The 22,912-nt window shown below is 64.8% G+C and carries 18 protein-coding genes and 1 tRNA gene; 9 read left to right on the forward strand and 10 right to left on the reverse strand.

All coding sequences use genetic code 11. From position 1 onward, the window contains the following. Window positions 1-14 precede the first annotated feature (14 nt). From dnaE to Q7I88_RS12400, 5 genes are all read right to left on the reverse strand, one after another. On the reverse strand, window positions 15-3,485 hold the full coding sequence (gene dnaE, locus Q7I88_RS12380; RefSeq protein WP_305096226.1) for a DNA polymerase III subunit alpha: 3,471 nt from the start codon (window positions 3,483-3,485) through the stop codon (window positions 15-17). Between the two features lie 76 nt (window positions 3,486-3,561). Continuing rightward, window positions 3,562-4,236, reverse strand: a complete 675-nt coding sequence (locus tag Q7I88_RS12385; RefSeq protein WP_305096227.1) for an ABC transporter ATP-binding protein — start codon at window positions 4,234-4,236, stop codon at window positions 3,562-3,564. Beyond that, window positions 4,229-5,470, reverse strand: coding sequence for a lipoprotein-releasing ABC transporter permease subunit (locus Q7I88_RS12390; protein WP_305096228.1), 1,242 nt, complete (start codon window positions 5,468-5,470; stop codon window positions 4,229-4,231). The genes Q7I88_RS12385 and Q7I88_RS12390 overlap by 8 nt, the downstream gene beginning before the upstream one ends. 122 nt (window positions 5,471-5,592) lie before the next feature. Further along, complete coding sequence (locus tag Q7I88_RS12395) at window positions 5,593-6,939, reverse strand: aldehyde dehydrogenase family protein (protein ID WP_305096229.1); 1,347 nt, start codon at window positions 6,937-6,939, stop codon at window positions 5,593-5,595. Between the two features lie 75 nt (window positions 6,940-7,014). Further along, window positions 7,015-7,431 carry a DUF6152 family protein gene (locus tag Q7I88_RS12400; RefSeq protein WP_305096230.1) on the reverse strand — a complete coding sequence of 139 codons (417 nt, stop codon included), beginning with the start codon at window positions 7,429-7,431 and terminating at the stop codon, window positions 7,015-7,017. A gap of 92 nt (window positions 7,432-7,523) precedes the next feature. On the opposite strand from Q7I88_RS12400, the gene Q7I88_RS12405 reads away from it, so the two are divergent. Continuing rightward, complete coding sequence (locus Q7I88_RS12405; RefSeq protein ID WP_305096231.1) at window positions 7,524-8,321, forward strand: hypothetical protein; 798 nt, start codon at window positions 7,524-7,526, stop codon at window positions 8,319-8,321. 12 nt (window positions 8,322-8,333) lie between these two features. Here the strand turns inward: Q7I88_RS12405 and recG are convergent, their stop codons facing one another. After that, window positions 8,334-10,394: an ATP-dependent DNA helicase RecG gene (gene recG / locus Q7I88_RS12410; protein ID WP_305096232.1), complete on the reverse strand. Its 2,061-nt coding sequence runs from the start codon at window positions 10,392-10,394 to the stop codon at window positions 8,334-8,336. A gap of 118 nt (window positions 10,395-10,512) precedes the next feature. On the opposite strand from recG, the gene Q7I88_RS12415 reads away from it, so the two are divergent. The 5 genes from Q7I88_RS12415 (at window position 10,513) to Q7I88_RS12435 (ending at window position 16,140) form a co-directional block, all read left to right on the forward strand. After that, on the forward strand, window positions 10,513-11,028 hold the full coding sequence (locus tag Q7I88_RS12415) for a hemerythrin domain-containing protein (protein ID WP_305096233.1): 516 nt from the start codon (window positions 10,513-10,515) through the stop codon (window positions 11,026-11,028). A gap of 103 nt (window positions 11,029-11,131) precedes the next feature. Continuing rightward, window positions 11,132-11,398 (forward strand): FAD assembly factor SdhE, encoded by a 267-nt coding sequence (locus Q7I88_RS12420; protein ID WP_305096234.1) that lies wholly within the window; start codon window positions 11,132-11,134, stop codon window positions 11,396-11,398. Window positions 11,399-11,517: 119 nt separating this feature from the next. Then, a complete protein-coding gene (gene mfd / locus Q7I88_RS12425) occupies window positions 11,518-15,000 on the forward strand; it encodes a transcription-repair coupling factor (RefSeq protein ID WP_305096235.1) in 3,483 nt (1,160 codons plus the stop codon). Window positions 15,001-15,097: 97 nt separating this feature from the next. Then, entirely contained in the window at window positions 15,098-15,418 is a 321-nt protein-coding gene (locus tag Q7I88_RS12430; RefSeq protein ID WP_305096236.1) for a hypothetical protein, read from the forward strand. Between the two features lie 317 nt (window positions 15,419-15,735). Further along, complete coding sequence (locus tag Q7I88_RS12435; protein ID WP_305096237.1) at window positions 15,736-16,140, forward strand: hypothetical protein; 405 nt, start codon at window positions 15,736-15,738, stop codon at window positions 16,138-16,140. Here the strand turns inward: Q7I88_RS12435 and Q7I88_RS12440 are convergent. Then, window positions 16,137-16,706 (reverse strand): response regulator transcription factor, encoded by a 570-nt coding sequence (locus tag Q7I88_RS12440; RefSeq protein WP_305096238.1) that lies wholly within the window; start codon window positions 16,704-16,706, stop codon window positions 16,137-16,139. The two genes, Q7I88_RS12435 and Q7I88_RS12440, sit on opposite strands and share 4 nt — an antisense overlap. 602 nt (window positions 16,707-17,308) lie before the next feature. Here Q7I88_RS12440 and Q7I88_RS12445 point away from each other — a divergent pair. Then, complete coding sequence (locus tag Q7I88_RS12445) at window positions 17,309-19,780, forward strand: G8 domain-containing protein (RefSeq protein ID WP_305096239.1); 2,472 nt, start codon at window positions 17,309-17,311, stop codon at window positions 19,778-19,780. On the opposite strand, the gene Q7I88_RS12450 is transcribed toward Q7I88_RS12445, so the two are convergent. Then, the gene (locus Q7I88_RS12450) at window positions 19,761-20,582 is read right to left on the reverse strand and encodes an EAL domain-containing protein (protein WP_305096240.1); all 822 of its coding nucleotides are present in this window, start codon (window positions 20,580-20,582) and stop codon (window positions 19,761-19,763) included. The genes Q7I88_RS12445 and Q7I88_RS12450 overlap by 20 nt on opposite strands. Window positions 20,583-20,703: 121 nt before the next feature. Here Q7I88_RS12450 and Q7I88_RS12455 point away from each other — a divergent pair, with 121 nt between their 5' ends. Next, window positions 20,704-21,492, forward strand: coding sequence for an NAD kinase (locus Q7I88_RS12455; RefSeq protein WP_305096241.1), 789 nt, complete (start codon window positions 20,704-20,706; stop codon window positions 21,490-21,492). Window positions 21,493-21,495: 3 nt separating this feature from the next. On the opposite strand, the gene Q7I88_RS12460 is transcribed toward Q7I88_RS12455, so the two are convergent. After that, entirely contained in the window at window positions 21,496-21,729 is a 234-nt protein-coding gene (locus Q7I88_RS12460; protein WP_305096242.1) for a hypothetical protein, read from the reverse strand. A 253-nt stretch (window positions 21,730-21,982) separates the two neighbouring features. Between Q7I88_RS12460 and Q7I88_RS12465 the strand changes: the two genes are divergently transcribed. Continuing rightward, a tRNA-Asn gene (locus tag Q7I88_RS12465) sits at window positions 21,983-22,057 on the forward strand. Window positions 22,058-22,154: 97 nt separating this feature from the next. Here the strand turns inward: Q7I88_RS12465 and Q7I88_RS12470 are convergent. After that, on the reverse strand, window positions 22,155-22,904 hold the full coding sequence (locus Q7I88_RS12470) for a class I SAM-dependent methyltransferase (protein ID WP_305096243.1): 750 nt from the start codon (window positions 22,902-22,904) through the stop codon (window positions 22,155-22,157). Window positions 22,905-22,912: the final 8 nt, after the last annotated feature.

Consider the following 22,912-nt stretch of genomic DNA (forward strand, 5'->3'; position numbering starts at 1 on the left):
CTTGCTTGCAGCGGTCAGGCCACCAGACGCAGATGTGCGGCGCCGCGCCGCGGGATCAGCGCGACGTTGTCGAGACCGGCGATCAGCGCGAGCCGGTCGACCAGTTCCCCGTCGAGCTCGAAATCGCGCCCCAGGCGCACCAGCGGCTCTTCGGGCTCGCCGATGTGCAGGCGGGCGAGGACTTCTCCGCGCCCTTCCGCGCCGTCGATCAGCGCCAGCCGGAGTTCGGTCAGTGCCTCGGCCGTGTGCACGTCGAGCGTGAGCAGCATGCGGGCATCGGCGCTCGCCTCGGCGAGCGGACGCGCACCGCGCACGGTAACCCGCGGCGGTTCGTCGGGGCTCGGTGCGTCGAGCTCGACATTGAGCAGGATGCATGTGCCCTCGGCCGCCCAGCGCTGGAAACTGTCGACCAGCGATTCTTCGAAGCAGGCCGCGCTGAACTGGCCTGAGGTATCGGAAAAATCGGCGCGAACGAATTCGCCGCCACGCCTGGTGCGCCCCTTGCTGACCCCTTCGACCATCGCCGCCATCACCGCCGGCATGCGTCCGCCGCCGGGCACTCCCGCTTCCATCAGGCTGGCGAAGGTCCGCGCCCCGTTGGCGATCGCCACGGCGCGGAATTGCTCGACCGGATGGGCGGCGAAGTAGAATCCGAAATTCTCCCGCTCCGCGGCCATCTGTTCGGCTCTGGTCCACGGTTCGGCCGGGGCCAGCCGCAGCGAGGGTTCCTCGTGGTCCTCTCCGCCGAACAGTCCGTGCTGGCCGCTCTCGCGCTCGCGCATTGCCGCGTCGGCAACACCGACCAGAAGCTCGGCATTGGCAAGGATCATGTTGCGGTTGGGCTCGAGACTGTCGAACGCGCCGGCGCTGGCCAGCCCTTCGAGCTGGCGCCGGTTCATCGCCCCCGGCGGCATCCGCCGAAACACGTCTTCGAGGCTTTCGAACGGCCCGGCCTTGCTGCGTTCGTCGACCACCGCGTCCATCGCCTTTTCGCCGACGTTCTTGATGCCCGCCAGGCCATAGCGAACGGCATAGCCCGTCTCGGTCTGCTCGACGGTGAACTCGGCTTCGCTGCGGTTGATGTCGGGCCCGAGCAAGACCTTGCCGTTGCGGCGTAGGTCGTCGACGAACACCGCCAGCTTCTCCGACTGGTGCATGTCGAAGCACATCGAAGCGGCGTAGAATTCTTCGGGATAATGCGTCTTGAGCCATGCAGTCTGGTAGCTGAGCAGCGCATAGGCGGCTGCGTGCGACTTGTTGAAACCGTAGCCGGCGAACTTGTCGATCAAGTCGAAAAGCTCGTTGGCCTTCCGCGCTTCGATCCCGGAGACCTCATTGCACCCGTCGACGAAGCGCTGGCGCTGCGCGTCCATCTCCGCCTGGACCTTCTTGCCCATCGCCCGCCGCAGCAGGTCGGCGTCGCCGAGCGAGTATCCGGCGAGGATCTGCGCGGCCTGCATGACCTGTTCCTGGTAGACGAAGATCCCGTAAGTCTCGGCTAGAATCCCTTCCAGCTTCGGATGCGGATATTCGATCTCCGCCTCGCCGTTCTTGCGCTTGCCGAACAGCGGGATGTTGTCCATCGGGCCCGGCCGGTAGAGCGATACGAGCGCAATGATGTCGCCGAAATTGGTCGGCTTCACCGCGCTCAGCGTGCGCCGCATGCCTTCGGATTCGAGCTGGAACACGCCAACCGTGTCGCCGCGCTTGAGCAGGTCGTAGACCTTGGGATCGTCCCATGCGAGCGCATCGAGGTCGATCGCCACGCCGCGCCGCCTGAGCAAGTCGACCGCTTTCCTCAGCACCGACAGTGTCTTGAGACCGAGGAAGTCGAACTTGACCAGACCTGTGTCCTCGACCGTCTTCATATCGAACTGCGTCACGGGCATGTCGGAGCGCGGGTCGCGGTAAAGCGGGACCAGTTGCGCCAGCGGCCGGTCGCCGATCACCACGCCGGCGGCATGGGTCGAGGAATTGCGCGGGAAGCCTTCGAGCTGCATGGCGAGATCGATCAGGCGGTGGACCTCGTCGTCGTTGTCGTATTCGCGATTGAATTCCCCGACCCCGTTGAGCGTGCGCGGCAAGGTCCACGGGTCGGTCGGGTGGTTGGGCACCATCTTGCAGAGGCGATCGACGTGGCCGTAGCTCATCTGCAGGATACGCCCGGTGTCGCGCAGCACGGCGCGGGCCTTCAGTTTTCCGAAGGTGATGATCTGCGCGACGTGATCGTCGCCGTATTTGGCCTGGACGTAGCGTATCACCTCGCCCCGGCGGGTTTCGCAGAAGTCGATGTCGAAGTCGGGCATCGAAACGCGCTCGGGATTGAGAAAGCGCTCGAACAGCAACCCGAGGCGGATCGGATCGAGGTCGGTAATGGTTAGCGACCAGGCGACCAGCGAGCCCGCGCCCGAGCCGCGGCCCGGCCCGACCGGTATGCCCTGCGCCTTGGCCCACTTGATGAAGTCGGCGACGATCAGGAAGTAGCCGGGAAAGCCCATCCCGGTAATGACGTTGATCTCGAACTCGAGCCGGTCGGTGTAGACCTTTAGCTCTTCATCCGACAGCTCGCCGTACTTCTCGAGCCGCGCGGCGAGACCCTTGCGGGCATCCTCGGCCAGCATTCGCGCTTCGCCTTCGAGGTCCCCGGCCAGACTCGGCAGGATCGGTTTGCGCTTGGGGGGCGCAAAGGCGCAGCGCTTGGCGACGACCAGCGTGTTCTGAACGGCCTCGGGCAGATCCTGGAATATCTCGGCCATCATTTCGGCCGACTTCACCCACGCCTCGGGGTTCGAGCGGGGCCGCTCGGCACTGTCGAGATGAGTGGAATTGGCAATGCAAAGCATGGCGTCGTGCGCGGCGTGCATGTGCGGCTCGCCGAAGTTCGAAGGATTGGTGGCGACCAGCGGCAGGTCCATCGCATAGGCCAGCTCGACGAGCTTCTCCTCGGCCGCAGCTTCGGTCGCGTTCCCGCGCCGCGCCAGTTCGACGTAGAGCCGCCCGGGGAACAGCGCGACGAGCCGCTGTGCCATGGCTCGTGCGGCATCGTCCTTGCCGTCGGCGAGCAACCGCGTCAGCGCGCCTTCGGCGGCCCCGGTCAGAGCGATGAGTCCGCCGGTATGGCCCTCGAGATCCTCAAGCGCGACGTGCGGCTCGAGTTCGAGCGGCCGAGCGAGGTGGGCCCGGCTGACGAGATGGCAGAGATTGTTCCACCCTTCCTCGTCCTGCACGTAAAGCGGCAGGTAGTCGATCGTCAGCTCCTCGCCGCGCGCCACGCCGAGAAGCGCGCCGACGATCGGCTGCACGCCTTCGCCAATGGCCGCACCGGCGAAATAGGGCGCGCCGTAGAGCCCGTTGCGGTCGGCGATCGCAATGGCCGGGAACCCGCGCGACTTGGCCAGGCGCGCGATCCCCTTGGGATCGATCGCCCCCTCGAGCATCGAGTAGCTCGACAGCACGCGCAGCGGGACGAAGGGGGAATAGGCCATGACGCAAAGCTAGGGCGCCGCGGCGGATTCGTTAAGGGCGAAGGGCGCGATTATGCCCGGCGCAGTGGCGCTCGACTTATTCGAGCAAGCCTTCGTGAAGGCGGACGATGCGGTCCATCTTGAGTGCCAGCCGTTCGTTGTGGGTCGCGACCAGGGCGGCGCTGCCCGTGCCCCGAACCAAGCCGATGAACTGCTCGAGGACTTTGTCGGCGGTGAGCTCGTCGAGGTTTCCGGTCGGCTCGTCGGCCAGCACGAGCTTGGGCTTGTTGGCCAGCGCACGGGCGACGGCGACCCGCTGCTGCTCCCCGCCCGACAGCTGGCTCGGCCGGTGCGTGAGCCGCTCGCCGAGACCGAGCGCGCGGAGCAGCTCCTCCGCCCGCACCACCGCTTCCTCGCGGCTGCAGCCCGCAACGAGAAGCGGCAGGACGACATTCTCGGTGGCGTTGAAGTCCTGCAGCAGGTGGTGAAACTGATAGACGAAACCGAGGTGGTTGCGCCGCAGCGTCGTACGTTCGTTGCTCGAAAGCGTGCTCGCGTCGGTCCCGGCAATCTCGATGGTGCCGCCAAACCCGCCCTCGAGCAGCCCGACAGCCTGCAGCATGGTCGACTTGCCCGATCCGGAGGGCCCCAGCAGCGCGACGATTTCGCCCGCGGCGATGTCGAGATCGACCCCGCGCAAGACTTCGATCTTCGCCCCGCCCTGCTCGAAACTGCGGGTCAGGTTGGAGAGGCGAACGACGGGACTATTCATAGCGTAGCACCTGCACCGGATCGGTGCTCGCCGCCTTGCGCGCCGGGTAGATCGTGGCGAGGAAGCTGAGCACCAGCGCCAGCAGGACGATGGCCGCCACTTCCTTGGGATCGGTCTTGGCCGGAAGCGTCGAGAGGAAGCGGATCGAGGGATCCCACAAGTTGACCCCGGTGAGGATTTCGATCCCGCGCAAAATCGACTGGCGGAAGATCAACACCACAGCGCCCAGCACGAGGCCCGCGCCTGTGCCGACCGCGCCGATCGTGAAACCGACCGTGATGAATATCTTCAGCAGCGACTTACGCGTCGCCCCCATCGTGCGCATGATGGCGATATCGCGCATCTTCGAGCGAACCAGCATGATCAGGCTGGAAAGAATGTTGAACACCGCCACCAGCACGATGATCGAAAGTACGAAGAACATCGCCGTCCGCTCGATCTCGAGCGCCTCGAACAGGCTCGAATTGATCGACTTCCAGTCGTTGATGACGGCCTGGCCCGCGACCTTCTTGGCCAGGGGGGCAAGCGTCTGCCGCACGGTATCGGGATCGTCGGTCTTGACCTCGATCATCTGGATCGAATCGCCCCACAGCATCAGCGTCTGCGCATTGGGGATCGGCATGACCACGAAGGCCTTGTCGTAATCGTAGACGCCGATCTCGAAGATGGCGGTGACGGTATAGCCGACTTGCCGCGGCACCGTGCCGAAAGGCGTCGCCCGGCCCTGCGGATTGATCACGGTCAGCGTGTCGCCGAGGCGCAGGCCGAGGTTCTGAGCGAGCCGCGAACCGATAGCGACGTTCTGCTCGCCAGGCTTTAGCGACCCGAGGTCGCCTTGCAGCACGTTGGGTGCGATCCGGTCGATATCCGCCTGGGTGTTGCCGCGCACGATCACCGCTTCGGCTCGTCCGTTGAAGGTGGCCAGCAGCGGAACCTCGATCAGCGGACTGGCGCGGACCACGCCGGGCGTTGCGCGCGCCTCTTCGAGAATCTCCTGCCAGCCGTCGAGACGGTTGTCGTAGCCTTGGATGATGGCATGGCCGTTGAGGCCGACGATCTTGTCGAGCAGCTCGGCGCGAAAACCGTTCATCACGCTCATGACGATGACCAGCGAGGCCACGCCGAGCATTACCGCGGCCAGCGAAATTCCGGCCACCAGAGCAATGAACGCCTCGCCGCGACCCGGCAGCATATAGCGCTTGGCGATAGTCCATTCGAAGGGGGAAAGGATCAAGCGGCAGGCCTCTTCGGCTTATCTGGTGGGGTGCGTCTAGGGGGCGGAACATTGCCCTGCAATGAAAAAGGCCGGCCACTGAACGGGCCGGCCTCTTCGTTGTTCCGGCCGCGCCGCGGAACCTACTGGTGCATGTAGACTGCGCGCTCGTGGCTGAACGCCTTGAAACCGAAATAGCCGTGATAGCTGCCGATCCCGCTGGCGTTGACCCCGCCGAACGGCAGGCGATTTTCGAGATAATGCGAGAACACGCCGTTGACCGTGACGCCGCCCGAAGACGTGCGCCTGAGCACCTTGTCGATGTTCTCGTCGTCGGGGCTGAAGACGTAGAGCGCCAGTGGTTTGTCGCGCGCTTCGATGTAACCGATCGCCTGGTCGATGTCGTCGTAAGTCATCACCGGGATGATCGGCGCGAAGATTTCCTCCTGCAGGATCTTCATCTGCGGAGTGACGCCGGTCAGCATGGTCGGGTGGATGGTGAGATCCTCTTCTTCCAGCGTGCCCCCGACAGCTACCGTCGCGCCCTTCTCGACCGCATCGTCGAACAGGCCTTTGACCCGGTCGAAATTCGCCTTGTTGACGATCTGGGCGATCGCTTCCTTCTTGATCTTGCCGTCTTCGTAGAGGTTCTTCTCGACGTTGGACTTGAACGCCTGGACCAGCCTCGCCTGTTCGTCCTCGCGCACGAAGACGTAGTCGGGACTGATGCAGGCCTGGCCGCCGTTGAACTGTTTGGCCCCGGCAAGCGCCGCGCCGATCGCCTCGACATTGGCGCCCTCGTCGATGATCACCGGCGACTTGCCACCCAGCTCGAGCGTGACGCTGGCGAGGTTCTTGGCCGCGGCGGCCATGACGATCTTGCCGACCCGCGTGCTGCCGGTGAAAAAGATATGGCTGAAGGGCAGCTTGAGCAGTTCCTCGGCCACACTGACGTCGCCTTCGAAAACCGCCGTCTCGCTTTCCTGGAACACTTCCTCGACGATGACCTTGGCAATGTGCGCGGTGGCGGGGCAGAGGTCGGTCAGCTTGACCATGCAGCAGTTGCCAGCGGCGACGGCGGCCGCGAGCGGGCCGAAGGTCAGGCCGAGCGGGAAGTTCCACGGACCGAGAATCAGACACACCCCGCGCGCTTCGGGCACGATCATCGCCTTGTCGTCGGGGTTGTTCGACGGCGTGACCTCGGTCGGCTTCATCCACTCTTCGACGCTGTCGATGTTGAGCTGGATGTTATTGACGATGTTCATCACCTCGGTGACGCGGATTTCGCCTTCGGGCTTGCGGGTATCCTTCTGCACCGCGGCGACGATGTCGTCGGCGTGCGCCTCGACCGCATCCTTGAGCTTCTGCAGCTTGGCCTTGCGAGTGGCGGCGCTGCTCGCCTTTACGTCCCACTGGTTGTTGTGTTGAAGCGCGAAAATGCGGTTCATTTCCTTGATGACATGGTCGGAAGCAGGCGAAGAAGCGGTCATGGGTTTCTCGTTTCGGTCGGTTTACGGTCGCAGGTAATCTTGGGGTCTGCGCGGCCCGCATACAAGGTGCGAAACCTAGGGGCGCGGCGCGGCGTCCGCTGCAGGTACCGGTCGGCCTTGCGGTCCGAGCACCTTTCCTTCCGAGGTCGTCACACTGACCAGCGCCGCGCCGGGCGAGCCGTCGCGCATCGGGTTGACGATCATGTTGACCTTCTGCCCCGGTACCAGGGTCGTGCGCTTCCAGCCGCCCCGTGAAATCGTGTTCGGGCTGCCGAGCTCGATCGACCATTCGCGCGCCGGCTGCCCGTCCGCCGCGGCCGCCTCGATCTGGATCCAGCAATGCGGGTTGGTCCACTGGAACTCGCGGATCGTGCCCGACAACATGACCTTTCGGGTTTGGTCGAACATCGCCGTGCTGTGATGCGCGCTGGTGGACACGGCCATGAACAGCAGCGCCAGCGCCGCGCCCGATCGCAATTTTCCGACAGCCATATTGCGTCCTTTCCTCTCCCGCTTTCGCATCGGCCATATTGCATTTGGCAAAAATGCAAAACATTGTCGTTCCCGAGGGAGAGGTAAATTCTATGTGGCGAACGGCATTCTTGGCACTCGCGGTGGGCTTCGCGGGGACGGCGCAGGCGCAGGACATGCCGCCGGTGGACTGGAGCGGCGCATGGCACGCCAGTTCCTTCGGCTTCTTCGAGACCCCCGCCGACGCCCCGATCGGCGATCCGCCGCCGCCGCCCGACGACCCGCGCCGGCATCCGCCCTACACGCCCCGGTTCGAGGCGATCTACCAAGCCAACCAAAAGCGCATCGCCGAGGGGCTCTACCCCGATCCAGTGACGGTCTGCGGCACGCCGGTGGGCTGGCCGCGCGTGCTGGCGACGCCCGACGGATACGAGTTCATCGTGCGGCCCGAGGAAACGTGGATCCTCACCGAGAACGGGCCGAACATCGTGCGCATCTATACCGACGGGCGTGACCACCCGCCGGACGACGAACTGTGGAACACCTACACCGGCCATAGCGTGGGCCACTGGGAAGGCGGCACGCTCAAATTCGAGACTGTGGCCCTCAACGGCGTCGGCAAGGTCATTCTCAGCCGCGCCGGCGTGGTGATGAGCGACAAGCTGACGGTGAGGACGACGGTCCACGAGGATCCTGCAAGCAAGCTGCTGGTATTCGACCTCGTGCTAGAGGACCCGATTGCGTTGACCCGGCCCTGGCCCGTCCGCGTCACCTTCGAACGTTATCCGCCCGGCACCAACATGTGGGACTACGCCTGCGCCGAAAACAACCGCAATCCAGTGGACGAAAACGGCTGGACGCAGACCCTCGACACCGACGGGAAAGTCATCGACGTGGCGCCGGGTAAGTGACGCTGCAGCGCCCTATCCACCCCTGAGCAGTTGCACGCCCCAGTCGCGCTCGAACAGGTAAAGCAGCAACCGCGCCGCCTCACCGCGCTCGCCGGTCAGGCCGCCATCGCGTTCGAGCAACAGGCGCGCATCGTCCTGCGCCATTTGCGCCATGCGCTGCGTCTGCTCGAGGTCGGCGACGCGGAATCCCTCCTCGCCGCTCTGGCGAGTGCCCAGCAGTTCGCCGCCGCCCCGCAATTCCAGGTCCTCTTCCGCAAGCCGGAAACCGTCCTGCGTCTCGCGCATCAGGGCGAGCCGCTGCTTGCCAGTCTCGCTCAGCGCATCGCCGCGCAGCAACAGGCACACGCTCTTCTTCTCACCGCGCCCGACGCGCCCGCGGAGCTGGTGCAACTGGGCGAGCCCGAAGCGCTCGGCCTGCTCGATCACCATCAGCGTCGCGTTAGGCACGTCGACCCCGACCTCGATGACCGTGGTGGCGACCAGCAGGCGGGCATCGCCATCGGCGAAACGCTCCATCGCCGCATCCTTGAGTTCGGGCTTGAGCTGGCCGTGGACCAGCACGACCTGGTCTCCGAAACGCGCCTTGAGCGCGGCGTAGCGCGCCTCCGCGGCGGCGATGTCATCGCCCTCGTTCTCGCGCACCATCGGGCAGACCCAGTAGGCCTGCGCCCCTGCTTCCAGTTGCGTGGCGAGACGGTCGACAACCTCTGGCAACCTCTCCAGCGAAACCACCACGGTGTCGATCGCTTGCCGTCCCGGCGGCATCTCGTCGAGCCGGCTCACGTCCATCTCGCCGTATTGGGCCAGCGTCAGCGTGCGCGGGATCGGCGTGGCGGTCATCGCCAGAGTGTGCGGGGCGCGCTTGCCCTTCTGCGCGAGTTGCAGGCGCTGCGAAACGCCGAAGCGATGCTGCTCGTCGATCACCACGAGGGCCAAATTGCGGTAGCTCACCGTGTCCTGGAAGATCGCATGGGTGCCGACGACGATATCGATCGACCCGTCGAGCAGCCCCATCAGGATGCTCTCGCGCGCCCGACCCTTGTCGCGGCCGGTCAGGAGCGCGATCTCGACCCCGGTTGGCTTGGCCATCCGCCGCAACGTCTCGAAGTGTTGGCGAGCGAGAATTTCGGTCGGCGCGAGAAGTGCCGCCTGGGCACCGGCCTCGACCGCGATCAGCATGGCCTCGAGCGCGACGACGGTTTTGCCCGATCCGACATCGCCCTGTAGCAAGCGGAGCATCGGCGCTTCCTGCGCAAGGTCCGCCTCTATCTCGGCAATCGAGCGCTTCTGCGCCCCGGTGAGCGGGAACGGCAGCGCCAGTTCCCGCCGCAATCGTCCATCGCCGCGCACCGGTTGGCCTTTCCGGCGGCGATTGTCCGCTCGGACCAACAACAGCGCGAGCGCGTTGGCGAGCAGCTCGTCATAAGCCAGCCGATCGCGCGCCAGAGCGTGCTCATCCTTGTGAGTTAGAACCAGCGCGTCGCGCCATCCGGGCCAACCCTGCTTGTCGAACATCCCGGGATCGATCCACTCGGGCATTTCCGGGGCACGCGCCAGCGCCTGTGCCGCCAGCGCGGCGATCTTCGGCTGCGTGAGGCCTTCGGCGAGGCGGTAGACGGGCTCCACGAGCTTGCCGGTGAGCCCCGAGCTGCTCTCGGCAACGTGGTCGGGATGCACGATCTGCAGCATGTCGCCATATCGGTCGAGACGTCCCGCGACCCAGCGCGTCTCTCCCACCGGAAGAGTCTTCTTCGCAGTGTAGCTCGCGCGGCCGAAATAGGTCAGCGCGCAGATATTGCCCTTCGCATCCTGCGCCAGCACCCGATAGGGCCCACGCCCCGAGCGCGGAGCGCGATGTTCGATCGGTGTTAGCGCCACGACGATCTGCTCGCCCTCGCCCGCCTGATCGAGATCCGCGACCGAGCGGCGGGTCACGAAGCGCTCGGGCAAGTGGTATAGCAAGTCGCGCACCCGCGTCAGCCCGAGCTTGTCGAGCGGCTTTTTCAGCTTGGGGCCGACGCCGTCGAGGCTGTCGGTCTCGGCAAACAGCGGATTGAGCCTGTCGGGTCGCATCGCCACCGAATACCGGCACGCTTCCCAATCGTCACCCCTTGCGGAATCCGTGGAACCGGCGCGCCGTTCGACGCTTTATGGGATTCTCGGACGGCGAGAGCGACAGGACACATTTATCATGGCGAAAGAAGAGTTTACCGACGCAATCGCGCTGCTCAAGGCAGATCACCGCAAGGTCGAGGATCTGTTTGAAAAATTCCAGAGCGCGAGCAGCAAGGACCGCAAGTGGGAATTGGCGCAACAGATTTGCAACGAGCTGAAGATTCACGCCAAGATCGAGGAGGAAATCTTCTATCCGGCCTTCGAAGGAAAGATCGAAGACGATCTCTACCGCGAGGCCTTCGTCGAGCATGACGGGGCGAAGGTGCTGATCAACGATATCGTCGCGAGCGGTGGCGAGGGCGAATATTTCGAAGCCAAGGTCACCGTGCTGAGCGAAGAAATCGATCACCACGTGAAGGAAGAGGAGAAGCCCGCCGAAGGCTTCTTCGCCCAGGCCCGCGACACCGGCATCGACATGGTCGAGATGCGCGACAAGCTGATGGCTCGCAAACAGGAACTCGAGGAGCAGGCCAAAAACGGCGGTCTTCCCCCCGCGGAACTGGCCGTGGTGGAGATCGCCACACGCGCCTGACAAGCGCTGCGATGTCGTCGGCAGGCTCCGGCGCACGGCGACCGTGTGTACGTCGTGCGCCGCCGACATTGCAGTGCTGGTGGGCCACGGCTATCCGCCCCGCATGGCAACCGAATTCCAAATCCGCCTCGCCCGCGCCCGGTTCCGTGCCTGGCACCGCGGCACGCGTGAGGCGGACTTTACCATCGGCGGCTTTTTCAACCGTTACCATGCCGAGTGGGGAGAGTCCGAGCTGGCCTGGTTCGAGCGGCTCCTGGAACAGGACGACGTGGCGATCCTCGCATGGGCGATGGGTGCAGCGGAAGCGCCGTGCGAATTCGAAGGCGCTCAACTGGAAGCTCTCCAAAAGCTCGATTTCGTTACCATATAGTCTTTGCAAATTGCGCCGAGACCTCCATGGCGCATCTGCAAAAAGGCTCGCCGGCGCTGCCCTTCCAGACCGCGTCGGCGGGTTTTCGTGTGCGTCCCGTTCGCCAAACCGCTGAGTAAATGCCCGACATTTCGCGTATCCTTTCCGCCGACACCCCGCTGACGCTGGCGTCGCTGGCCCGCGGTGCGCAGCCGCTGATCATGGCCGACTTGGCGCGTGCCTCGAGGGGCCGCGCGGTCTTCATCGCGCCTGACGAAGCGGCGATGCAGGCAGTAGCCGACGCCGCGCGCTGGTTCGCGCCCGAACTCGAAGTGCTCGAATTCCCCGCTTGGGACTGCCTGCCTTACGACCGCGCCAGTCCCGCCCTGTCGGTCTCCGCGCGGCGCCTGTCGGCGCTGCACCGGCTGCAGTCTGGCCAGCGGGAAAAGCAGCTCCTCGTGACAACGGTCAACGCCCTGACCCAGCGCGTTCTGACCCCGTTCCGGGTGCGCGAATCGGTCCGCGAGCTGAAGCCCGGCGTCAGCATCGGCCACGAGAGCCTCGCCGCGCTGCTGCAGCGGCAGGGCTACAGCCGAACCGACACCGTCATCGACAGCGGCGAGTTCGCCGTGCGCGGCTCGATCTTCGACATCTACCCGTCGGGGCTGGAGGCGGGCCTGCGGCTCGACTTCTTCGGCGACGAGCTGGAAAGCCTGCGGCTGTTCGATCCCGAGACCCAGCGGACGACCGAAGTCATCGACAGCCACCTGCTTCTCCCGGCCAGCGAGGCGCTGCTCGGCGAGGAGAGCATCAAGCGCTTCCGTAGCCGCTATCGCGAGCTCTTCGGCGCTGCCGCGACGCAGGATCCGCTCTACCAGGCGGTCAGCGACGGACGCCGACTGGCGGGAATGGAGCACTGGCTGCCGCTGTTCGAAGACAAGTTGGCCAAGCTGTTCGATCACCTTGCCGCGGGCGATACGGTGGTAATAGATGCCGCCGCGCTCGGCGCAGCCGAGGAACGCTTCGGCGACATCGCCGATTACCACCGCCAGCGCGGCGACGCCGCCGGGCAGTCGGCCGGCGGCTATCGTCCTCTGCCCGAGGACGCGCTCTATCTCTCGCATGCCGAATTCGACCGTGCGTTGGCAGCGTGGCCGGTGCACAAGGCCGACATTTTCGCCCAGCCCGACAGCGCCGCCACGGTCGATTTCGCCTTCCGCTCGGCGCGCGATTTCACCCCCGAACGCTCGCGTGGGGAGAACGTCTACGAGGCCGCCGCGCAGCACCTCGCCGCGGTCGCCAAGGCCGGACGCAAGCCGCTGTTCGCGGCCTATTCGAAGGGGTCGCGCAGCCGCATCGCCTCGATCCTCGCAGAGGCCGGCGCGAAGGTGAAGCTGGCCGACAGCTGGCAGGAGGCGCTCGGCCTCGCGACCAAGGGCCCGGTGGCGATGGTTCTGCCGCTCGACACCGGGTTTGCGAACGAAGCGCTCGATCTGTTCACCGAACAGGACCTGCTCGGCGACCGCCTCGTTCGCCGCCGCAAGAAGCGCAAGGATGCCGACGCGTTCCTCGCCGAACTTCAGGCGCTTGGCCGCGGCGATCTCGTGGTCCACATGGATCACGGCATCGGCAAGTATCTTGGGCTCGAACCGATCACGGTCGGCAAGAGCCAGCACGACTGCGTCATGCTCGAATATGCCGGGGGCGACAAACTCTACATCCCGGTCGAGAACCTCGAGGTCCTGAGCCGCTACGGCAGCAGCGAGGAGGCGGTTCCGCTCGACCGGCTCGGCGGAGAGGGCTGGCAGCGACGCAAGTCGCGGCTCAAGGAGCGCATCCGCGCAATTGCCGCCGAGCTTCTCAAGACCGCCGCTGCGCGTGCGCTGCGCAAGGCCACGGTGATCGAACCGGAAGAGGCGAGCTACAACCAGTTCGTCGACCGTTTCCCATGGGAGGAAACCGACGACCAGGACCGCGCCATCGACGATGTGCTGGCGGATCTCGCCGACGGCAAGCCGATGGACCGGCTGGTCTGCGGCGACGTCGGCTTCGGCAAGACCGAGGTTGCCCTGCGCGCAGCGTTCGTCGCGGCGATGGCGGGGCACCAGGTTGCGGTCGTCGCGCCGACCACCCTGCTCGCCCGTCAGCACTTCCAGAACTTCTCCGCGCGCTTCGCCGGCTTCCCGCTCAAGGTCGGGCGCCTCAGCCGGCTCGTACCCGCCGCCGAGATGAAAGCGACGCGCGAGGCACTGGAAGACGGCACGATGGATGTCGTAGTTGGCACTCATGCGATCTTGTCCAAGAGCACCAGGTTCAAACGTCTCGGCCTCGTCATCGTCGACGAGGAGCAGCGCTTCGGCGTGACGCACAAGGAAGCGCTCAAGCAGCTCCGCGCCGACGTCCATGTTCTGACTCTCACCGCCACGCCGATCCCGCGCACCTTGCAGATGGCGATGTCGGGCCTGCGCGAGCTCTCCACCATCCAGACCCCACCGGTCGACCGCCTCGCTGTGCGCACCTACGTGATGGAATGGGACGACATGGTGATGCGCGAGGCACTGCTGCGCGAGCATCACCGCGGCGGTCAGAGCTTCATCGTCGTGCCGCGCATCGCCGACATGGCCGAAGTCGAGGACTGGCTGCACAAGCACGTCCCCGAGATCCGCTACATCTCCGCTCACGGCCAGATGGGCGCGGGCGAGATCGAGCAGCGGATGAGCGCCTTCTACGAGAAGAAGTACGAGGTGCTGCTGTCGACCACGATCGTCGAATCCGGACTCGATCTGCCGAGCGCCAACACCATTATCATCCACCGCGCCGACCGCTTCGGCCTCGCCCAGCTCTACCAGCTGCGCGGGCGCGTGGGACGGGCCAAGCTGCGCGCCTATGCCTACCTCACCACGCCCAAGGACAATGCGCTGTCGGAAGTGGCGGAAAAGCGCCTCAAGGTACTCGGCGACCTCGACAGCCTCGGCGCCGGCTTCCAACTCGCCAGCCACGATCTCGACATTCGCGGCGCCGGCAACCTGCTCGGCGACGAGCAGTCCGGCCATATCCGCGAGGTCGGCTTCGAACTCTACCAGTCGATGCTCGAGGACGCGATCCTTGCCGCCAAGGCGGGCGACATGGGTCTCGAACGCGAAGCCGGACCTTCGCCGCAAATCACCGTCGACGCGCCGATCATGATTCCCGAGGACTACGTCCCCGATCTTGCCGTGCGCATGGCACTTTACCGCCGCCTCAACGATGCCGAGCCGGGCGAGCTGGACGGCCTCGCCGCCGAGATGATCGACCGCTTCGGCCCGCTCCCGGCGGCGACCAGCAACCTCGTCAAGCTGATCGAGGTCAAGCACCAGGCAATCGCCGCCAACGTCGCCAAGATCGACGTCGGCGCGCGCGGCACGCTGGTCACCTTCCACAAGGACGAGTTCCCCCATCCGGCCGGCCTGCTGGCCTATATCGAGCGTCTCGGCAACACCGCCCGCCTGCGCCCCGACATGAAGCTGGTCATCAACCGCGCTTGGGGCGACCCGCAAAGCCGCCTCAACGGTCTGATCCAGCTGACCAAGGGACTGAGCGGAATCGTGCGGAAGGCCCGCAAGCGCGAGAACGCGGTCGCCTGATGATCGCAGACCCGAGCCATGCCGTCACTTGCCGCTTGCGTTTGCGAAGGTTCGCAGGCAGCCGCCGGCCATCAACCACAGTCTGTGATGATCGCGCATGAACCTTCCGGCCCAGTATTCGCAATTCATCAAGTGGATTGGAGATGGCACCGGCGCGTCGGACGCCTTGCTGCATGTGCACGCCGGAATGGCGGTGTTGATCGCGGCGCGTCTCGTAACCGGCCGGTCTCTGGCCACCTGGGTTCCGTTTTCGGTGGTGTGCGCTGCGGAATTCGCGAACGAGGTGCTCGACCGCCTCCACAACGGAAGCTGGCTCTGGCCCGACACCGGGCTTGACGTGCTCAACACGCTCTTCTGGCCGTTCGTTCTCATGGTCGGCCTACGCGTCCGCCGAGCCCGCGTGGGACGGCGGGTGTGAGGCGGGACGGCGAAATGCGCGAGACAAGGGCCCGTTGCGGACCGAACCGCAGAGCCCAGAACTGAAGGCGCGTCGCACCGCGACATAGCTGCCACCGGCCCCCGAAAACTGCGACCCGCGCAGCCGTTTCGAGATCGCCAGATTTGCCTTAGCCCCCGGCGACGGCGTGACCCTGCAATCGGACCGATTGTCGAGCGCCCAGCGACACCTAACCAAGACCATCGGTTGCCGTGCCAAAACGGGACACGCGTCATACATCATGCTCGACGTCGTGCCAAAATGGTGCTTTGATTGACTGACGTGGGGGACGGTTAATTTTGGACGAACTAGAACCACTTGACGTGGAAGCGTGGTTTCAGGCCGTCCGCCTGCTCATGGCGCGCGCGAAAGCCTCGACGTGCGATCTGGAACAGCAAGTCCGGCATCTGTTCCACCTGATGCAGCTTGCCCCGCGCCCCTTGCGAGATTTCCTCACGCCGGTTTGCGGAGAGACCGAGCTTGAGGTCCTGCTGGAGAGCGGCGCGCTCGAATCCGCGGCGCTGCGATTGATTGCGCCCTCCGTCAAATTCTCGGTCGCGCGCAACTGCGACGAAAGGGTCCTCGCTACGGTGAATTTTCCGGGCGGGGAGGCCGCGGGATTCGCGGCCTCGGCCCACCTGGCATCTGCGGTCGTCCAGGCCTGGACCCAAAGCGTCGTGCTACTCGAATCCCATGCGACCTAAGCAGCGGATCGCAGTTTGCCCATCGACCCCGCCTGATCGAGACCGGCATAGATTGCTATCCTGACAGCATCCGAAATCGCCTTGGCGTTGAGCTTCGTCATCATGTTGCCGCGATGGATCTCGACCGTGCGCGGACTGATCTCGAGTGCAACCGCGATGTCCTTGTTCGACATGCCCTGCCCCAGGCCCGCAAGCACCTGAGCTTCGCGCGGGCTCAGCCGCTCGACCGCTTCGAGCGCCGTTGCCTTGAGGCGCGCGAGCTTGAGATGCGGCGGTGCATCTGCGCTCGACTTACGCAGAGCGGCCTGCAGGCGCTCGCGCTCGAACGGCCAGCGAAGATAGTCGAGCGCTCCGGCCTGCACCGCCGACACGACGTTGTCCGGGCTGATTTCTTCGGAATAGGCGATCACCTTATTCGCGCCGACCATGATTGAAACATCGTCGAGCAGACCAGTGCTCGCACCGTCAACCCGATCGTCGGCAATGAATATCAGGCCGCTCTGCGGATTGGTTTCGAAGAACTCTTCGGAACTTTCGTAGATCTCGGCATGAATTCCGAGCGACATGATCTCACGTGCGACCTTCGCTCGTCGCCGGGTTTCGTTATCGATTATATGGATGCGACCCAACATAATATTGCCCTTTTTTAAGAGTCATTGCCGTTGCTCCCGCCTAAGGGGCAACGTCTAGGCATTATCCCTTACAGGCGATATAATGTCTACTACGGACTTCCACTTAGGTTCCCATAAATTGTCGCTTATTTCCAACGTTTTGTATTATTACCGCGCTGCCCGATTATCCTGCCGGGTGGCGCTCGATCCAATTGCGGACGGTGGCTGATCCTCCTCTAGGCGGCGGTGCCTCGACAGAGGATCCCCGCACCGACCGCAGCGCTCCGGAAGATACGGCGGGGCCGCGCCCACCCAGAATAGCGGCTTGGCAAACCGGACCAACCGCTGCAACTTGCTCTCCAACAGAAATGCGGGACTCGAAGTCTCGTTCGAGGGGGATGATCATCATGTGCTTGCAGCCTCGTCTGCTCCTGCTTTCCGTCCTGCTTCCGGCGTCGCTCCTGTTCGGGGGCTCATCCCAGGCTCGAGCGCAGGAGGACCATGCCCTGCCGCACGGAAAAGCGGACGCCGCCCCACTTGCGGCATCGGCTCAGCGAGTGCGCTGGTCCGATCCGGCCGCATGGCCTGAAGGAAAGGTACCGTCGGCGGGCGACGCAGTCACGATCGCGCGGGATCGCGACGTCGTTCTCGACGTCAGTCCACCGGCGCTGCGAAGCCTGACGATCGACGGGAGACTCAGCTTTGCCGACGACCGCGATATCGGTCTCGAGACCGAGTGGATCTATGTGCGCGGGGGCGAATTGCAGATCGGCAGCGAAGCTCGTCCCTACACCCACAATGCGACGATCACTCTGACCGACAACGTTCAGGACGAGGACGTCAACACAATGGGCGATCGCGGGATCATGCTCATGCGTGGAACCCTCAACCTGCATGGCGACCGCGAGCATACCTGGACCAAGCTGGCGCGGACCGCCCAGGCCGGCAGCACCGATATCGAGGTCCTCGATGCCTCCGGCTGGCGCAAAGGCGACGAGATCGTCCTCGCTTCGACCGACTTCAACCCGCGGCAGGCGGAAAGACGTACCGTCGCCGCTATTCGTGGCAACGCGCTCACGCTCGACAGGCCGCTTCAATACATGCACTTCGGCGAAATCACTTACGGGGTGGACGAGCGCGGCGAAGTCGGCCTGCTAACCCGCAACATCAAAATCCAGGCGTCGGACGACGCAGAAAGGTCCTATTTTGGCGGCCATATCATGGCGATGGCCGGGGCCAGGATGTATCTCTCTGGCGTCGAGCTGTCGCGCATGGGGCAGCACTTGCACCTCGCGCGTTATCCGGTCCACTGGCACATCATCGGCGAAGGCGCCGGCCAGTACGTTCAGAACTCCTCGATTCACGACACCTACAGCCGCTGCGTTACGGTGCACGGCACCAACGACGTCCGCGTCGAAAACAACGTCACCTTCAACACCGTGGGTCACTGCTTCTTCCTTGAGGACGCGGTCGAGACCGGCAATCAATTCATTCACAACCTGGCGATCCAGATCAAATGTCATCCGACCTTGCCGTGCGTGCCGACCAACCTCGGCCCGGCCGGATCGGGCGGCGGTCGGGGATCGGGCGCGGCGGGTCAGGCTTCCAAGCAGGTCCTGATTCCTTCCGACAATACGGTTTCGGCGTTCTGGGTCACCAATCCCGACAACATCTACCGCAACAACGTCGCCGCCGGGTCGGACGAGGTGGGATTCTGGTTCGCCCTGCCCGAGCATCCGACCGGAGCGCACGAGGGCAAGGAGGGCTGGCCGCGCCGAACCGCCGTGCGCGAGTTCAGCGGGAACACGGCCCATTCCAACTTCGACGGATTCATGTTCGATCGCGGTCCCAAGCCCGACGGCACGTTCAGCGTCGGCGGCAGCAACTACCATTTCGCCTTTACCGATCCGGCCGATCCCAACAGCCCGCCGAAGGGATCGGTGTTCGAGAACTTCACCGGCTACAAGAACCGGCACGGCGCCGTCTGGGGCCGCGGCGAATTGCACCTGTTCAAGAACCTGCGCGTCGCCGACAACGCGATCGGCTTCACGCATGCAGCATCCGCGGTCGGGCGCGCGGCCTATACGTCCAAGGTCGTCGACTCGCTGTTCGTGGGGGAGAGCGACAATCTCGGCACTCCCTCGACTCCGCAGGAAATCGCTTACGGCCGCAGCATGCCCAACGACATCCCGGATTATCCAATTCGGGGTTACGAGTATTACGATCTCCGCCACGACGTCGAGAACACGACCTTCGTAAACTTCGCACCCAACGCCACTCGCGACGCGGAAGCCGTTTCCTACCTGATGTACACCAGCTTCGGAATGAGCACCGAGAACGCCATCGAGGGCGCCAAGTTCGTCAATTCCAAGCCGGTCGGCTTCCCGCCGGTGGTGCGGCGGTGGGCGTCCGATTTCGGCCGGCAGAATGCCTGGAGGGGTGCAGCGATCCATGACCGCGACGGCTCGGTCGGCGGCGTCCTCGATTCCTATATCGTCCTCGACAACGGAATCGCAGATGACGAAGACGCCTGTCAGATCAAACCGCAATGGGGCGCGGCGGTGTGCCGGGGGGATTTTGGTCACTTCGGTCTTGGTCCCAACATGGGCTTCGGCAATGGGCCCATCGCCGACCCCATCATGCTCAGCCGCAACGGCCGGCGATGGGAGTACACCGGGCAGACCACGATCCGCAGCGGGGCCGAAGTGAGGGTGGAAACCGCCCGGAAGAACCTCTCCCTCTCCTTGACCGAAATGGACGACGGTTCGTCGGTGATCTTCGAATTGCCCGGATTCACCACAGCCGCGGGAGGCGCCGAGCAGCCCAGTCTGGCGGCGCTTCGCGCTGCACCGGGCACGTCCTACTTCAAGGATGGCGACACCTTGTGGGCGAAGCTCGTTGTCGACAATTCTGCCGGCCAGACCGTCACCATCGGCAGACCCGGTGCGGGCGTCAGCACAGTCGGTACCGGGCCCGGGGGCGCTTTCGCCGCCGGAGCAAGCCTCGAGGTCAGCCGGTCCGACTCCTAGTCTGCGATCCTGCGGCGAACGCCATGAAGTCGTCCGCCGTCATGGGTCTTGCGCCGAAAAAGCCTTGCCAGACCGCGCAGCCCTCGCGGGCGACGATCGCGCGCTGGGCTTCGGTCTCGATGCCCTCGGCAGTGACCGACAGGTCGAGCGCCCGTGCCAGCGCGACGATGCCGCGCAGCACGGCAAGGTCGCGGTCGTCCTGCGTTATGCCCTCGATCATGCTGCGATCGAGCTTGATGTCGTGCAGGGGAAGTCGCTTGAGGTAGCGAAAGTTGCAAAACCCCGCACCGAAATCGTCGAGCGCGATGCGGATGCCCGCCGCGGCCATTACGGCGAGCCGCTCGGCCCCCAGTTCGACGTCCGCGACGAGCGATTGCTCGGTGATTTCCAGCTTGAGGCGCGCGGGGTCGAAGCCGGCGCCGGCCACTGCGGCAAGGATGGTTTCAGCGAAGTCGTCCTCCGCCAGATCCATCGCCGTGATATTGAGCGACAAGCGAAGATCGTTTGGCCAGTCGGCCGCCATGGCCAACGCGCGTTCGGCAATATGCCGCGTCAGCCGCGCAGCCTGCCCGGCGCGCATCGCACTGTCGAACAAAGAATCGATGCCGATCCGGCCCAGCTGTGGGTGGTGCCAGCGCGAAAGCGCCTCGGCCCCGACAAGTTTTCCTTCGCCACACGAGAACTGCGGCTGAAAGAGGATTTCCACCCGCCCCTCGGAGAGCGCATTCTCGAGTTCCTCGACGTGGCGCCCGCCGGGCGAGCGGCGGTCCATACGCATGCGGCGGTCGGTGATCTTTGCCAACGCTGTCATCCTCCCGTTCTCGCCCAATGCGCCCGCCCCGTCTGCCTCCGTGCGGCGCGCGTTGCAAATCGGGACGCCCCCCCATAGGTAGGCGTCACGGGAAGGACGGAGCAGGCCGCAAATGGGCGAGAAGAAGGAATTCGCGCGCATGGCGCTGGTCGCATCGTCGGCCGGACCGGCACAGGCGGCAGCACGCCAGCTCGAAAAATCGTGCCCTTGGGTGCCGCTGGACGAGGCCGATGCGGTGATCGTACTCGGGGGCGACGGTTTCATGTTGCAGATCCTGCACCAGATGCTCGACGCCAGGAGGGTCATTCCCGCCTACGGCATCAACCTGGGCACAGTCGGTTTCCTGATGAATCGCTATCGGCAGAACGGCAAGCTGGCCGAAAAGGTGGCCAAGGCGCGTCACATCTCGGTCTCGCCGTTACACATGACAGCTATCACCCAGGATGGCGCAAGACACGAACATAGCGCCATCAACGAAGTCTCGCTGCTGCGCGAAACGCGTCAGACCGCGAAAATCGAGGTCGAGGTAGGCGGCAAAATCCGCATCCCCGAACTCGCCTGTGACGGCGTCCTGCTGGCGACCCCCGCCGGTTCGACCGCTTACAATCTCTCGGCCAACGGCCCGATCCTGCCGCTGGGCTCAAACCTCCTCGCCCTGACCCCGATCAGCCCGTTCCGCCCGCGCCGCTGGCGCGGGGCGATCCTGCCCGACAAGTCGAAGGTGGTGTTCCGCGTGCTCGAACCGGACAAGCGCCCGGTGGCCGCGGTAGCGGATCAGAAGGAGGTACGCGACATCGCCGAGGTCCACTTGCAGGTCGCAGGTGAGCGGGAGCTCACCCTCCTGTTCGACCCCGGGCACAGCCTCGACGAACGCATAGTGAGCGAGCAGTTCGTCGCCTGAGGATCAGGGGCTAACGGGGTCGTCGTCGTTCGAAGCGTTAATTACTGCGAAGATTCCGACCGCGAGCACCGCGGCAATACCGATCCAGGCGCCCGAAGCCATCCCGGAGAGATGCTCGCTTTGCTCGCTCGAACTCGGCGAGCGGGCCGAATCGGCTGCAAAAGCCGGTTGAGCGATCGCAAGGGATCCTGCAGCGACGCTGCCGATGGCGATGGAAAGGGCGTTCGTCTTCTTCATAACTGTCTCCATTGGGGTGGAGCGCCGCATGCGACGCCACCCCATCAAGGTCTCGGCGACGAGCTTGTTCCGGCGCCTTCGCCGAAGCGCGGCGCGGCCGCGACGAAGCGAGCGCGCGCCGCAAGCGAAGGAAGGCTGACGAACGATGACCGGAGATACAAACGAACGTGGCGAAATCTTTTGGCACCCTCGCACCCGTGCTTGCCAAACGAGAATCGCGCCCATATAGGCGCACCCCTGCCTAACGGGCTGCTCCCCGATAGCTCAGCGGTAGAGTAGGTGACTGTTAATCACTTGGTCGTTGGTTCGAATCCAACTCGGGGAGCCATTTTTCAGCCAAAGCTAGGCGGCGATCCCCCCTAATTTCGGGCAACGGCGCCAAGCCTTGGGCGGCGCCGCTGCCCGTTTGCCTCCGCCCCGATAGATCAGCCCGGCTTCTTGAATCTCAGCGCGAACTTGTCGCTCACCCCGTCGAAATCGCGCGGGCTGGCATCGTGCGGGTCGTCCGGGTTGTGCAAGACATCGGATTCCCCGTCCAACACGAAGCCGGCAGCCAACACCTGCGACTTCACTGCGGCTGGATCGATGCGGTGCAAGGTCTTTGTTGCCGACAGGCCCGTTCCCGGCGCGGCGTGATCCTCGATGAAATAGATTCCCCCCGGCTTGAGCGCGGCGAGCGTCTGCTTGTCGGCCGGTTCGGCGGTGCCGCCGTTGACGAAGTCGTGGTAGTTCTCGCTCGTCCAGGCGAGGTCGGCCAGTTGCGGTAGCAGGTAGTTGCCGAAGTCGGTCGGGATGATGTCGACGTTGCCGTATTGCGCGGCGAGCGCATTCATCCGGTCCATATAGTTCTGCCGGTCGGCAAAGCTCGCCGGAACCAGCGCGTAGACGTGGCCTTTCGGTCCGACCGTCCGGGCCAGGAGACGAGTGTAGTAGCCCCCGCCCGGCGCATATTCGATTACGATCATCCCGGGCTTCACCCCGGCAAACGCGATGATCCGGGCCGGTTTGCGGGCATCGTCGCGCGCGGTATCCTCGGCCGGCCTCAGCGGGTCGGCGACCGCGGTGGAAATCGCGTCCGCGGCGGCGACAGTTGGCGTTTCGCCGGCCAACGCGGTGTTCGCGCAGGCGGCGCACAAGATGGCGGCGGCAGCGGTGGTCAGGGCAGTTCGGCGCATCGGTCTCT

The sequence above is a fragment of the Croceibacterium aestuarii genome (assembly GCF_030657335.1).
Taxonomy (GTDB): domain Bacteria; phylum Pseudomonadota; class Alphaproteobacteria; order Sphingomonadales; family Sphingomonadaceae; genus Croceibacterium_B; species Croceibacterium_B aestuarii.

Bases quoted from the DNA above. Each gene is read 5' to 3' on its own strand.
- Q7I88_RS12455 (WP_305096241.1), top strand. From the start codon at position 20,704: ATGGGCGAGAAGAAGGAATTCGCGCGCATGGCGCTGGTCGCATCGTCG.
- Q7I88_RS12470 (WP_305096243.1), bottom strand. From the start codon at position 22,904: ATGCGCCGAACTGCCCTGACCACCGCTGCCGCCGCCATCTTGTGCGCC.
- recG (WP_305096232.1), bottom strand. From the start codon at position 10,394: ATGCGACCCGACAGGCTCAATCCGCTGTTTGCCGAGACCGACAGCCTC.
- mfd (WP_305096235.1), top strand. From the start codon at position 11,518: ATGCCCGACATTTCGCGTATCCTTTCCGCCGACACCCCGCTGACGCTG.
- Q7I88_RS12405 (WP_305096231.1), top strand. From the start codon at position 7,524: ATGTGGCGAACGGCATTCTTGGCACTCGCGGTGGGCTTCGCGGGGACG.
- Q7I88_RS12420 (WP_305096234.1), top strand. From the start codon at position 11,132: ATGGCAACCGAATTCCAAATCCGCCTCGCCCGCGCCCGGTTCCGTGCC.
- Q7I88_RS12440 (WP_305096238.1), bottom strand. From the start codon at position 16,706: ATGTCGCTCGGAATTCATGCCGAGATCTACGAAAGTTCCGAAGAGTTC.
- dnaE (WP_305096226.1), bottom strand. From the start codon at position 3,485: ATGGCCTATTCCCCCTTCGTCCCGCTGCGCGTGCTGTCGAGCTACTCG.
- Q7I88_RS12385 (WP_305096227.1), bottom strand. From the start codon at position 4,236: ATGAATAGTCCCGTCGTTCGCCTCTCCAACCTGACCCGCAGTTTCGAG.
- Q7I88_RS12415 (WP_305096233.1), top strand. From the start codon at position 10,513: ATGGCGAAAGAAGAGTTTACCGACGCAATCGCGCTGCTCAAGGCAGAT.
- Q7I88_RS12400 (WP_305096230.1), bottom strand. From the start codon at position 7,431: ATGGCTGTCGGAAAATTGCGATCGGGCGCGGCGCTGGCGCTGCTGTTC.
- Q7I88_RS12430 (WP_305096236.1), top strand. From the start codon at position 15,098: ATGAACCTTCCGGCCCAGTATTCGCAATTCATCAAGTGGATTGGAGAT.
- Q7I88_RS12395 (WP_305096229.1), bottom strand. From the start codon at position 6,939: ATGACCGCTTCTTCGCCTGCTTCCGACCATGTCATCAAGGAAATGAAC.
- Q7I88_RS12460 (WP_305096242.1), bottom strand. From the start codon at position 21,729: ATGAAGAAGACGAACGCCCTTTCCATCGCCATCGGCAGCGTCGCTGCA.